The 13,238-nt window shown below is 33.1% G+C and carries 10 protein-coding genes; 8 read left to right on the plus strand and 2 right to left on the minus strand.

Annotated features, from left to right (window positions below; translation table 11 throughout):
* Positions 1-31 precede the first annotated feature (31 nt).
* The 7 genes from AB3G36_RS15760 (at position 32) to AB3G36_RS15790 (ending at position 5,421) form a co-directional block, all read left to right on the plus strand.
* A complete protein-coding gene (locus AB3G36_RS15760) occupies positions 32-253 on the plus strand; it encodes a DUF6095 family protein (protein WP_367754328.1) in 222 nt (73 codons plus the stop codon).
* Positions 253-825, plus strand: coding sequence for a pentapeptide repeat-containing protein (locus AB3G36_RS15765; RefSeq protein WP_367754330.1), 573 nt, complete (start codon positions 253-255; stop codon positions 823-825). Before AB3G36_RS15760 ends, AB3G36_RS15765 begins: the two co-directional genes overlap by 1 nt.
* Before the next feature lies 1 nt (position 826).
* A complete protein-coding gene (locus AB3G36_RS15770; protein ID WP_367754332.1) occupies positions 827-1,405 on the plus strand; it encodes a DUF1572 family protein in 579 nt (192 codons plus the stop codon).
* A gap of 109 nt (positions 1,406-1,514) precedes the next feature.
* Positions 1,515-1,889: a DNA topoisomerase IV gene (locus AB3G36_RS15775; protein WP_367754334.1), complete on the plus strand. Its 375-nt coding sequence runs from the start codon at positions 1,515-1,517 to the stop codon at positions 1,887-1,889.
* 36 nt (positions 1,890-1,925) lie between these two features.
* Positions 1,926-2,696, plus strand: a complete 771-nt coding sequence (locus AB3G36_RS15780) for a TerC family protein (RefSeq protein WP_367754336.1) — start codon at positions 1,926-1,928, stop codon at positions 2,694-2,696.
* Between the two features lie 143 nt (positions 2,697-2,839).
* Positions 2,840-4,759 (plus strand): DUF294 nucleotidyltransferase-like domain-containing protein, encoded by a 1,920-nt coding sequence (locus AB3G36_RS15785; protein WP_367754338.1) that lies wholly within the window; start codon positions 2,840-2,842, stop codon positions 4,757-4,759.
* A complete protein-coding gene (locus tag AB3G36_RS15790) occupies positions 4,759-5,421 on the plus strand; it encodes a PolC-type DNA polymerase III (protein ID WP_367754340.1) in 663 nt (220 codons plus the stop codon). The genes AB3G36_RS15785 and AB3G36_RS15790 overlap by 1 nt, the downstream gene beginning before the upstream one ends.
* A gap of 60 nt (positions 5,422-5,481) precedes the next feature.
* Here the strand turns inward: AB3G36_RS15790 and AB3G36_RS15795 are convergent, their stop codons facing one another.
* Positions 5,482-8,196 (minus strand): DNA gyrase/topoisomerase IV subunit A, encoded by a 2,715-nt coding sequence (locus AB3G36_RS15795; RefSeq protein WP_367754342.1) that lies wholly within the window; start codon positions 8,194-8,196, stop codon positions 5,482-5,484.
* 35 nt (positions 8,197-8,231) lie between these two features.
* Positions 8,232-10,094, minus strand: coding sequence for a DNA topoisomerase IV subunit B (locus AB3G36_RS15800; RefSeq protein ID WP_367754344.1), 1,863 nt, complete (start codon positions 10,092-10,094; stop codon positions 8,232-8,234).
* 442 nt (positions 10,095-10,536) lie between these two features.
* Between AB3G36_RS15800 and AB3G36_RS15805 the strand changes: the two genes are divergently transcribed.
* Entirely contained in the window at positions 10,537-13,230 is a 2,694-nt protein-coding gene (locus AB3G36_RS15805) for a TonB-dependent receptor (protein WP_367754346.1), read from the plus strand.
* Positions 13,231-13,238 lie beyond the last annotated feature (8 nt).

The raw sequence follows: 13,238 nt of genomic DNA on the forward strand, positions 1-13,238 counted from the left end.
CTTGAAACTTTAAACCTGAAACAAAAAAATAATGGCAACAAATAAAGAGATGTTATCCAAAGGAATCAAATATTTAGCATGGGCTTTGCCATTATTGTTTATCGGTCCGTCTTTGATTTATAATGCCTTTATGAACAAACAAAACGTTTGGCACTATTTAGTTTTGGCAATTGGAATAATGGCATGCATTGGAGCAATGTATTTGATGTTTCTAGGTTTAAAAACAATTATGAAAGGCATATTTAACGACTAATGGAAGAATTAATACACATTCAAAAAACCTTTGAAAAAGTAGTCTTTATTGACAAAAAAGTAAGTAATCGAGAATTTGAAGATTGTACTTTTAAAAATTGTGATTTCTCAAATAGTAATTTCTCCTATAATAGTTTTCTAGATTGTGAATTCATCGATTGCAATCTATCGATGACAAAATTATCAGGAACAAGCATGAAAAGCATTCAATTTAGAAACTGCAAACTACTCGGAATTCAATTTGAGGAATGCGACGATTTCTTGTTTAATGTTAATTTCCAAGAATGTGTTCTCGATTATTCTTCCTTTGCCAATAAGAAAATGCCAAAAACAAAATTCAATTCTTGTTCGTTACAAGAGGTAACTTTTGTTGGTACTAATCTGACGCAAGCCATTTTTGATGATAGTAATCTAGAAGGCGCTATTTTTAATAATACGCAACTAGCGGGAGCTGATTTTTCGAAAGCCTCTAATTTTAAAATTGATCCCGAATTCAATCCCATGAAAAAAGCCAAATTTTCTACACAAGGAATTATTGGACTTTTGGATAAATACGATATTAAAATTCAATAAAATGGAAACGAATCAACTGTATCTTGAAAGTGTAAAAAAGCAAATGCACTATTACAAAACAATCGGTGAGAAAGCAATCAATCAATTAGAACCGGAACAGCTATTTATTACATCAAACGATGATTCTAATAGCATTTCGACAATTGTAAAACACCTTTCGGGAAATATGCTTTCGCGCTGGACCGATTTCTTAACGACTGATGGGGAAAAAGAATGGAGAAATAGGGATTTGGAATTTGAAAATGAACCACAAACCAAAGAAAAAGTATTAGCAATATGGAATACTGGCTGGGATTGTTTTTTTAAAGCAATTGATTCTCTGCTTCCGGAACAGCTTTTACAAATTATATACATTCGAAATGAAGGACAAACAGCAATGGATGCCATCAACAGACAATTGGCTCATTATCCGTATCATGTAGGTCAAATCGTTTTTTATGCTAAGCAATTAAAAAATACAAATTGGGATAGTTTATCCATCCCGAAAAACAATTCAAAAGAGTATAATTCGGAGAAATTTGCTCAGGAAAAGAGCATCAAACATTTCACTGATGCCGAATTAAAAAGACTAAACAAATAAGGAATCGCTAATCAACTAGCCCTGATAGCAGTGGAAATCCTTTTTATCCTGATTTTTTTCAGGATAAAAAGATTGAAACGAATAGCAGGAATAAGTTTCAAAAAAAAATATGAAAAAAATACTATTACTTCCTGTACTGCTCTCTATTGTGTCCTGTTATACTGTTGAACACAACTGCAAAGACTTTAAAACAGGGAAATTCCGTTTTGAATATGAAGTTGATGGGGTAAAAAAAGTAACCCTTTTTGAGCGAAATGACAGCATTGAAATTGAAAATTTTGAAGGTAAGATTGATACCGCATCGATTCGATGGGTAAACGATTGCGAATATATTTTGAAGAAATTACATCCAAAAAATATGGCGGAAGAAAAATCAATCGACATGAAAATTTTGTCAACATCAGGAAACACCTATATATTCGAATTTGGTATTGTAGGGACTGCACAAAAACAAAAAGGGACTGTTACTAAACTTAAAGACTAAATACAAAGACTTTTTTATAATTCTTAACTCAATAAAATGGAAGTATTTTTAAATCCTGATGCTTGGATTGCCCTGTTAACATTGACTTTTTTAGAGATTGTACTTGGAATCGATAATATTATTTTCATTTCAATTGCTACGGGTAAACTCCCCGTTGAAAGCCGTAAAAAAGCCACCAAAATAGGAATGTTCTTGGCTATGTTCATGAGAATCGGTCTGTTGTTTGGTATTAATTTATTGATTCAAATGAAAGAACCTTGGTTTACGATTGACCTAAGTTGGTTCTCTGCTGGAGTAACGGGACAAAGTCTTATATTACTTTTTGGTGGATTATTTCTTATCTATAAAAGCACTAATGAAATTCGTGAAAAAGTAGATGAAAAAGGACATGAGGAAAAAGAACTGGGTAAAGCGGCTACAAAATCATTTCAGAATGTATTACTACAAATTATTATGATTGATTTGGTTTTCTCTTTTGATAGTATTCTAACTGCTGTAGGGATGACTAATGGTGTTCATGGTGCTATATATATCATGATTACCGCTGTTGTAATTTCGGTATTAATTATGATGCAGTTTGCCGTTCCTGTTGGGACATTTGTGAACAACCATCCTTCCATCCAGATTTTAGGACTTTCCTTTTTGATCTTAATTGGCATGATGCTACTTACTGAAAGTGCTCATTTATCGGATGCACTTATTTTTGGTAGCCATGTGACACCAGTCCCAAAAGGCTATTTGTATTTTGCCATTTCCTTCTCCCTTTTTGTAGAAGTCATCAACATGAAAGTAACTAAAAAGAAATAAAAATTAATAACTAAAAAAGCTTTCGTTTCGGCGGAAGCTTTTTTTTTATGCTCATTTCTAAGAATATGATATATAAATATCAAATTTTGTTTTTTTCTTTTTATCTCTAATTTTATAAATTAACTTAGTTGCAAATTATCGTAATGAAAAATACTATTTCCCATAGGGTTGCCGACTTTTTAAAAAACTTTCCACCATTTAGTTTTTTACATCAAAGAGAAATCGAAGCCCTTTCTGAGCAAATATCAATTATATATAAGGAAAAAGACAGTGTTGTATTTACTGAAAATGAAGAAACGCACAACAGTTTTTACATCGTTCACAAAGGAGCTGTAACCTTACGAAATAGTTTCAGTAACGCTGTTTTGGACATGTGTGATGAAGGTGATATTTTTGGGTTAAGACCACTTATAGCTAATGAGAACTATAAAATGGAAGCCCGAACTCATGAAGAAAGTATTCTGTATGCTATACCGATTGCCGTTTTTAAGCCCTATGCGCTTGAAAACAAAGCAGTAGGAAACTTTTTAATTGAAAGTTTTGCTTCAAACACACGCAACCCTTATTCCAAAAGTCATAGAGGGAAATTATTTGGTGAGGCTTCAGCAACTGAAACTTTGGATGCCGATAAAAGCATATTAGACATTCAGCCCGTAAAGTATTCAAAAAAACTAGTTAGTTGTTCTGCGTCAACTACAGCAAAAACGATTGCTGAAACCATGACTAAAAAAAACGTAGGTGCTATTCTTGTTGTCGAAAATTCACTCCCTATAGGCATTATAACTGATAAAGATTTAAGAAATAAAATTGTGACTGGAGCATTTCCCATCACCACAACTGCCAATGTAATAATGACAACTCCTGTTATTACCTATCCTAAAAAAATGACCGTTACACAAGCGCAAATGGCTATGATGAAAAGTAATATTAGCCATTTATGTATTACCAAAGACGGTACTGCTAATACTAAAGCAGTGGGAATCCTATCCAAACATGATGTTATGGTGGAAATAGGTAATAATCCTGCAGTGTTAATAAAAGCAGTAAAAAGAGCTAAAAAATTCAAACAAATCAAGCCTATACGAGCTAATATAATGCAACTATTACAAGGATATTTAGATCAAAATATCCCAATGACTTTGACTTCTAAAATAATTACCGAATTAAATGATGTTTGTATAAAGCAAGTTATTGCCATTGCGTTAAAAAAAATGAAAACCACTCCTCCTGTAAAATTTGCATGGTTGGCCATGGGAAGTCAAGGAAGAAGTGAGCAATTGCTACATACCGATCAAGACAATGCATTAATGTATGAAGATGTCCCAGAAGAATTAAGTGCAGAAACCAAAAGCTACTTTTTAGAATTGGCAACACATGTCAACAAAGGCCTTTTTGACATTGGTTATGATTATTGTCCTGCTGAAATGATGGCTTCAAATCCTAAATGGTGTTTGAGTTTGAGTGAATATAAAGATTTAGTGTACCATTGGATTACTAATCCTGGAAAAAATGAGGTTTTATTGTCTTTTATCTTTTTTGACTATAGCTTGTCTTATGGAGATAAGGAACTTGTAAATAACTTGTCCGATTTTATTTTTGAAAATATAAAAGCCAATCCAGTTTTTTATATTCACTTAGTAAGTGGTGCATTGCAAAGTCCGTCCCCCACTGGATTCTTCAGACAACTTCTTGTAGAACAAGATGGAGAGCACAAAGACTTTTTTGACATTAAAAGACGTGCTTTAATGCCACTAGCCGATGCCGCCAGAGTATTAATCCTGTCACATTCTGTGAAATCCATAAGTAATAGTCCAGAGCGGTTTGAAAAATTAGCCGACTTAGAACCCCAAAACAAGGAATTGTATTTGGCTTGCTCCTATTCCTATAAAGCATTATTAAAATTCAGAACCAAACAAGGACTTTTACATCACGATTCGGGGCAGTTTATTGCCTTAGAAACACTAACCAAATTAGAAAAAATAAAATTAAAACGAACCTTTAAAACCATTAAGGAACTTCAAGAACTTATTACTATTCGGTTCAATGCTTCAAATATATTATAATGAAGAAATTTTTAAAAAAAGGCCAAACCGTTTTATTGAATTTTTTGGGTAAATCAGAAAACCCATATGAAGAGGAGTTGCTATCAAAAGACATTGACTCCACCCGTTTTGTAATATTGGATACGGAGACTACAGGATTCGATTATGTAAAAGATCGCATTCTTTGTATTGGAGCAGTTGTTTTGCAAAATAATACAATTGCAATTCAGGACAGTTTTGAGGTTTACATACAACAGGAGCATTACGATAAATCAACAGCTAAAATTCATGGCATTTTAAAAGAATTTGCATTAGACAAACCTAATGAATTAGAAGTGTTGCAACAGTTTCTGACATTTTTAGGAGACTCCATTATCATTGCACATCATACCGTTTTTGATGTTACTATGATTAATAAAGCACTAGAAAGAAATGGATTACCATTACTAACTAATAAGTCTTTAGACACAGCGGTACTTTATAAAAAAACGCTAATTGTTTCTCACTTATTTGAGATTAAGGATACCTATAGTCTGGATGAACTTGCAGATAAATTTGATATTTCTATAAAAGACAGACACACTGCATTAGGTGACGCCTATATTACAGCTATTGCTTTTTTAAAAATTAGAAAAAAAATGGAAGCAAAAAAAATTACAACTCTAAAACAATTATTTAAATAAGCACATTCAAAACCGTTTAAAATTAAAAAGCTTCCACAGTTGTGGAAGCTTTTTTTATAGTTAAAATAAAATAACTTGGCCATCATCATCAAGATGTACATCAGTATCATCATTGTTATCATCGCTTTTAATCGGTTCCTCTTTAATTTCTACAGGAGGTTCGTAAGGTAATGATTCTAATAAGTTTACCTGTTTTAGTTTATCTGTTGTTAATTGATTTCCAAGTGCTTTAAATCCTTTGACAGCAATAAAATCTTCGATATCAATAGTTATACTTTCTTTTTGAACTCCTTTAATCTTTGGGAAAATTAATTCGGCTACAGGACGATAATCCGTTGATACTATTTCCAATTGAGAATTTGGATGTTCTGTAATAAAACTTTCTTCTTTGTTTTCGGTTTCTACCAAGAAACGTTTTAAATAATAACGCTCTTTTTCACCATCATAATAGATTGCAGATATTGGTTTACTTGGAATCCACTTTTCTAACACTACCATATCAGGTTCAAAATGAGTAGACAATTCAGGTATAACCACTTTTAATTTTCCAGACTGCTGGACAATCAAGATTTTATCATTTGGCCTAAATTCTCCCAATAATTCTCCTCTTCCATCTACATTTAACCTTTGAACAGTATCGTCAAACCAAATTTTTCTAGGCAACAATGTAGAGATTCCTTTTTCTTTGATTTCTATTTTTTTAATTGGATATTTAGAAACTACATTCCCTTTAGAAGCTCGTCCTTTTATGCCAATTTTAGCAAAATCAATATCAAATTTCAGTTTCTTAATACTTCCTACCTGACGTAAAATTATTGTTACAACTTCGGCTTCTCCGTTTGGATTACAAGTAAAATAAAGAATCTGAGATCCCTTAGTTCCATTAGTTAAATCATATAATTTATCTCGGGTAACTCCAGAAACATTGAATCGCTTGATATAAGAAGGCCCCGATTTTCCATCGCGATAAATAACATTATAAATGGTACGTTTGTCACTTTTGTCAAAAATAGCAATGTGAATAATATCTTTACCTACAAAGGTTTTTGCATCCACTTTGGTCACCATCATATTTCCGTCACGTAGAAAAACGATTACATCATCAATGTCCGAACAATCCGTAACATACTCGTCTTTTTTCAAGCTGGTTCCTACAAATCCTTCTTCTTTATTGACATATAATTTAGTGTTTCTCAATACTACTTTGGTCGCTTCAATATCATCAAAAACACGAAGTTCTGTTTGGCGTTCTCTACCCTTTCCATATTTCTCTTTAAGCTTTACAAAATAGGCAATGGCAAAATCAATTAAATGCTCTAAATCGTATTTTACCTGCTCTATATTTCCTTCTAGAGCATCAATTTTATCTTGTGCTTTATTACTGTCAAATTTAGAGATTCTCATGATTCGAATATCCAACAAACGTAGGATATCTTCCTCGGTAATGGCCCGTTTTAAATGCTTAATATGTGGTTTTAAACCATCATCAACTGCCTGAATAACATCTTCTCTTGTGGTTTTATCCTCAATATCACGATAGATTTTATTTTCGATAAAAATACGTTCTAAGGACAAGAAATGCCATTGTTCTTCTAGTTCACCTAATTGAATTTCTAGTTCACTTTTTAATAATTGAACCGTTCTGTTTGTTGAAATTTTCAACATATGGGAAACACCAATAAACAAAGGCTTATTATCTTCAATCACACAACCCAATGGTGCTACTGAAGTTTCACAAGCTGTAAAAGCAAACAAGGCATCAATGGTTTTATCAGGAGAAACTCCTGGAAACAAGTGAATTAAAATTTCAACATTTGCGGCGGTATTGTCCTCAATTTTTTTGATTTTGATTTTTCCTTTTTCATTGGCTTTCAAAATACTATCAATCAAGGTCGTCGTATTGGTTGAAAACGGGATTTGGGTGATTACCAAGGTATTTTTGTCCAATTGGCCAATTTTCGCTCGTACTCGCACACGACCACCACGCATTCCATCATTGTAATTTGACACATCAGCAATTCCTTGTGTCATAAAATCAGGATAAATTGTAAACGGTTTTCCTTTTAATATTTTTACAGAAGCATCTATCAATTCATTAAAATTATGCGGCAAGACTTTGGTCGAAAGACCTACAGCTATTCCCTCTGCTCCTGAAGCCAATAGTAATGGAAATTTTACTGGTAAGTTATTGGGTTCTGCTCGTCTTCCATCATAGGAAACACCCCAGTCAGTAATTTTTGGACTGTATAAAACTTCCAAAGCAAACTTAGACAATCGTGCTTCAATATAACGGGAAGCTGCAGCGCTGTCTCCAGTGAGAATATTTCCCCAGTTTCCTTGACAGTCAATCAATAATTCCTTTTGACCTATTTGTACCATAGCATCCCCAATACTCGCATCTCCGTGTGGGTGATACTGCATGGTGTGACCAACCACATTGGCAACTTTATTATAACGGCCGTCATCTAACTCTTTTAGGGAGTGCATAATACGGCGTTGCACAGGTTTAAAACCGTCTTCTATTGCAGGAACGGCACGCTCCAAAATAACATACGAAGCATAATCCAAGAACCAGTCTTTATACATTCCCGTTACTTTGGTAATGGTATCCCCACCGTCTTCTTCGTTATCGTAAAAATGTTGTCCTTCAAAATGCTTGGCATCGACTTTGATTATTTCATCCGATTCTTCTTCTTGATTTTCATCAATTGAATTGTCTTCTGAATTTATATCTTCATTCTCTGGATTTGTATTTTCTTCTTCCTCGTCTTTCATTAAATATATCCTATTGAATAGTAGTTAATTATATTTTAAACTGTTTCAATTGCATCCAATTCTACCTTCAAATTCTTGATGATAAACTCTTGTCGGTCTGGAGTGTTTTTACCCATATAGAAAGACAGCAATTGCTCAACTGAAGTATTTTTGTCCATCATTACAGGGTCCAATCGAATATCTTCCCCTATAAAAAACTGAAACTCATCTGGAGAAATCTCTCCTAATCCCTTAAATCGGGTGATTTCTGGTTTTGGTTTTAATTTTTCAATGGCTGCTTTTCTCTCGTCATCAGAATAACAGTAAATGGTTTCTTTCTTGTTTCGAACTCTAAAAAGTGGGGTTTGTAAAATATACAAATGCCCTTCTTTTATCAATTCAGGAAAAAACTGTAAAAAGAAAGTGATCAATAACAATCGAATGTGCATTCCGTCGACATCGGCATCCGTTGCAATTACAATGTTGTTGTAACGCAAGTTTTCCATATCATCTTCAATGTCTAAGGCTGCTTGAAGCAAATTGAATTCTTCATTTTCATAAACAATTTTTTTGCTCATTCCGTACGAGTTCAATGGCTTACCACGCAAACTAAATACCGCTTGCGTATTTACATCACGCGACTTGGTAATCGATCCAGAAGCGGAATCTCCCTCGGTAATAAACAGTGTACTTTCTAAATAACGTGGGTTTTTTATATCTGGTAAATGCACGCGGCAATCACGCAGTTTTTTATTATGCAAATTGGACTTCTTTGCTCTGTCTTTGGCTAATTTTCTAATTCCTGAAAGTTCTTTACGTTCTCTCTCCGCTTGTAGAATTTTACGTAAAAGCAAGTCGGCCGTTTCTGGATTTTTGTGTAAATAATTATCTAATTTATTTTTGATAAAATCATTTACAAAAGTACGAACCGAAGGCATGCCAGGATCTGAACCCATATCGGTCGAACCTAATTTGGTTTTTGTTTGTGATTCAAAAACAGGTTCCATTACCTTAATACTTATCGCACTCACAATCGATTTCCTAACATCCGAAGGATCGAATCCTTTGTTGTAGAATTCCCGAATTGTTTTTACAATTGCTTCTCTAAACGCCACTAAATGCGTTCCTCCTTGCGTTGTATTTTGTCCATTTACAAAGGAATGGTATTCCTCACTGTACTGGGATTTACTGTGTGTAATCGCTAATTCGATATCATCCCCTTTCAAGTGAATGATTGGGTAAACCATATCTTCTTCGGCAATATTTTCATCTAATAAATCTTTCAATCCATTATCAGAAAAGTATTTTTCTCCATTATAGATTATTGTTAAACCCGCATTCAGGTAACAATAATTCTTTAGCATTTTAATTACATATTCATTTCTGAATTTATAATTTTTAAAAATAGCTTCATCTGGAATAAAAGTAACCTTAGTTCCTTTTCGTTTTGTAGTATCAATAATATCTTCTTCCAGCACCAAATTTCCCGCTGAGAATTCGGCTGCTTTTTGTTTTTCATCTCGAACGGATTCAACACGAAAATAATTGGATAAAGCATTTACTGCCTTAGTACCTACACCATTTAAACCTACCGATTTTTTAAAGGCCAAAGAATCGTACTTTCCACCTGTATTCATTTTAGAAACTACGTCAATGACTTTCCCAAGTGGGATTCCTCGTCCATAGTCACGAACCGTAACTGTCTTGTCTTTAATGGTTACTTCAATCGTTTTACCAGCACCCATTACAAATTCATCGATACAGTTATCCAAAACTTCTTTCAGAAGAATATAAATACCATCGTCCGCAGAAGATCCATCCCCTAATTTCCCAATGTACATACCTGGACGCATACGGATGTGTTCTTTCCAATCGAGGGAACGAATATTGTCTTCGGTATATTGATTTTGATCTGACATTTTAAAATTTATCGATTTTGTGCTAATATAAGATATCTCGATATATTTTAAAAGAGGTAACAGTCAAAGTTATTAAGAATGATATTGACAATTATTATGTAGTGTCACTTTTGGAGTACTAGATCCTTTTAAAGAAAACCAAAAAGTAACCAAAAAGTTAATTCTAATTAAATTTTGTAAGAATCAATTTGATTTTTACAATGATTTAATATCGGAAAATAAAATTAAATAACTGAAAAACAAATAGTTAACATTAAATCTAAAATATTGAAATTATTAAAATATTAAGGAACAGTAACCTGTGATTTTTGAAATAGCTAAATAATTAGGTTTGTAAAAAAATTAAGCCGTGTGTAAAATAAGTACTTTTCGATTGTCTCTATTACTATTAATTATCCCTTTTTTCAGTATAATTTATGGGTCTGAAATAAAAGGTCGAATATTGGATAAAAACACTAATGAACCTATAATAGGGGCTACCATTTATCTAACCGCTACAACTTATGGTTATTCTGGTTTTGACGGTACTTATATCATAAAAAATGTTCCTGAAGGAAGTTATATAGTGAAATGTAGCTATCAAGGATATATAAATCAAGAAACAACAATTACTGCAAAATTGGGTGCAATTACATTAAACTTTGAATTAGTAGAAAAAAACATCACCCTTTCCGAAGTCGTAATTTCTGTAAAGCAAGACAAAGAATCTTCAAAATATGCCTTACATAGAGAAAAAGAATCGCAAAATATTTTAAATGCAATTAGCGCGAAAAGCATACAGTTGCTACCTGATTTAACCACCGCCGGCGTATTACAACGTATGTCTGGAGTTTCATTAGAGCGCACCAGTACAGGCGATGCTAGATATGCCATCATAAGAGGAATGGATCAGCGCTACAACTACACTCTTGTAAATGGAATAAAGATCCCAAGTCCGGACAACAAATATCGTTATGTCCCAATGGATATGTTTCCAGCGGATTTATTAGAACGGTTAGATGTTATTAAAGCTCTAACACCCGAAATGGAAGGGGATGCAATAGGTGGGGCTATGGATTTAATTATGAAAAATGCGCAAGACAAATTGGCTATAACCGCTAATATTGCAACAGGATTTAGTCAGTTTATTAGTGATAATGGATATGAAAATTTCGATAAAAAAGTAATTAACAGTAAGTCTCCTGCAGATATTAATGGTGCTAATTATATCGCTACACCTAATGATTTTACCTATAAAAACTTTGATTACAAACGTAAAAATTTGCCTTTAAACACCAACTTAGGATTTTCAATAAGCAATCGTTTTTTGAAAGATAAAAAACTGGGAGTAGTTGTAGCGACTAGTTATCAAAATGAATACAAAGGATCAAATAGTACATGGTTCAAACCAGAAAATCAACCTGCACCAGGGAATGTTCCTGCGTTTACAGATCTATATTCCAGAAGGTATAACACCAACCAAACTCGATATGGAATTCACACTAAGCTAGATTATATTTTAAATTCTAAAAATAAAATTAGTCTTTACAATGTGTATTTAAAATCCGAAGAAACTCAAAATCGTAAATCTATAGATACTAGTTTATCGATAGGTCGATCAGGAGTTGGAACAGGAAATACATACAAATTATACCGTTCCAGATATATAAAGCAAAGTATTTACAATAACACCTTGCAAGGAGAACATAAAATCAATAAATATTTAAATGCTGATTGGTCAGCTGTTTATTCTTTGGCTAAAAGCATCACCCCAGATTGGTCTGAATACCAAACTGTAGAACAAGTTGGTTATGATGCTAATCAAAATCAAACAATTACTCCAGCTGTTTTAAATATTCCTTTTTATCGAATTTGGATGAACAACTCCGATAGAGATTATGCTGGTTACATAAATTTCAAGTATAAAAAAGAAATCTTAAATAAACCGATGGTCCTATCGATGGGAGGGCTTTACAGAAATAAATTCCGAAAAAACAATTACAATGAATGGAATTTAATACCTAATAATTCCAGTTCAGGCGAACCCATTCCTTATGATGGTATTTTATCTCCAGACAAATTTCATTTTAATGGTATTACTGCAGCACAAGGAAGTCCTAACAATGCTTTAAATTATGACGCTACGGAGAAAATTGCGGCCTATTATTTTCAAGATAATATTCAATTTAATGACAAACTTTCGATTCTTGGAGGTCTACGTATAGAAAATACGACACAAACTTGGAAAACAGCACAGGATGCTACCATAATTGCGGGAGCGGTTGGATCAAAAACCTATACTGATTTTCTGCCAAGTATCCATTTTAAATATAAATTAAGTGAAAAAGAGAATCTTCGGTTATCTTATTTTAGTGCCATAAACAGACCCGGATTCTACGAATATATTCCTTTTAAAATAGAAGGAGAGGATTTTAACATGAGTGGTAATCCAAATTTAAAACATGCAACTGCTTCCAACTTTGATATTAGATATGAATTATTTCCAAAAGGATTAGATCAGTTCTTAATTGGAGCTTTTTATAAAAACATTCAAAACCCAATAGAATCTGCCATTTTATTCACAGGGACATCAAGCGCCACTTTAAAACCTACCAATTTTGGAACAGCTACCAATTTTGGGTTTGAAGTAAACATGGCTAAATATTTTGGAAAGATTGGAATAACAGCCAATTACACTTACACTAACTCAAAAATCACTACTACTAAATTGTTTTACAACAGTTCTTATGTGAGCGAAGAAACGACTCAAACTAGACCACTACAAGGACAATCCCCTCATATTGCCAATCTTTCGTTATTGTATAAAAATCAAAATTCAGGAATAGATGTACAATTGGCCTACATCTATACAGGAAGAAAAATCACATTAGTTTCCCCTTATAAAGATTTAGATTATTGGCAAAAAGGAAATTCGCAACTTGATTTTTCTATAGAAAAAAGAGCCTTTAAAAATTTTACTTTCTATAGCAAAATTACCAATCTTTTAAACACGCCCGTTCTTGTGCAAATTTTGCAAACCAACATTTATACTACTGGGAAGTTTGCCTTACCTAATCAAACAGACCCTGACAGAGTTACCGTACAAAAAGACTTGTATGGAATCAATTACACCTTTGGAATGCGTTATAAATTTTAATCATAAAC

Origin of the sequence: Flavobacterium sp. WC2430 (assembly GCF_040822075.1) — a bacterium.
Lineage (GTDB): Bacteria > Bacteroidota > Bacteroidia > Flavobacteriales > Flavobacteriaceae > Flavobacterium.

Excerpts from the sequence above, each read along its gene's own strand:
- AB3G36_RS15760 (WP_367754328.1), top strand. The coding sequence starts at position 32 with ATGGCAACAAATAAAGAGATGTTATCCAAAGGAATCAAATATTTAGCA.
- AB3G36_RS15800 (WP_367754344.1), bottom strand. The coding sequence starts at position 10,094 with ATGTCAGATCAAAATCAATATACCGAAGACAATATTCGTTCCCTCGAT.
- AB3G36_RS15780 (WP_367754336.1), top strand. The coding sequence starts at position 1,926 with ATGGAAGTATTTTTAAATCCTGATGCTTGGATTGCCCTGTTAACATTG.
- AB3G36_RS15770 (WP_367754332.1), top strand. The coding sequence starts at position 827 with ATGGAAACGAATCAACTGTATCTTGAAAGTGTAAAAAAGCAAATGCAC.
- AB3G36_RS15795 (WP_367754342.1), bottom strand. The coding sequence starts at position 8,196 with ATGAAAGACGAGGAAGAAGAAAATACAAATCCAGAGAATGAAGATATA.
- AB3G36_RS15775 (WP_367754334.1), top strand. The coding sequence starts at position 1,515 with ATGAAAAAAATACTATTACTTCCTGTACTGCTCTCTATTGTGTCCTGT.
- AB3G36_RS15765 (WP_367754330.1), top strand. The coding sequence starts at position 253 with ATGGAAGAATTAATACACATTCAAAAAACCTTTGAAAAAGTAGTCTTT.
- AB3G36_RS15785 (WP_367754338.1), top strand. The coding sequence starts at position 2,840 with ATGAAAAATACTATTTCCCATAGGGTTGCCGACTTTTTAAAAAACTTT.
- AB3G36_RS15790 (WP_367754340.1), top strand. The coding sequence starts at position 4,759 with ATGAAGAAATTTTTAAAAAAAGGCCAAACCGTTTTATTGAATTTTTTG.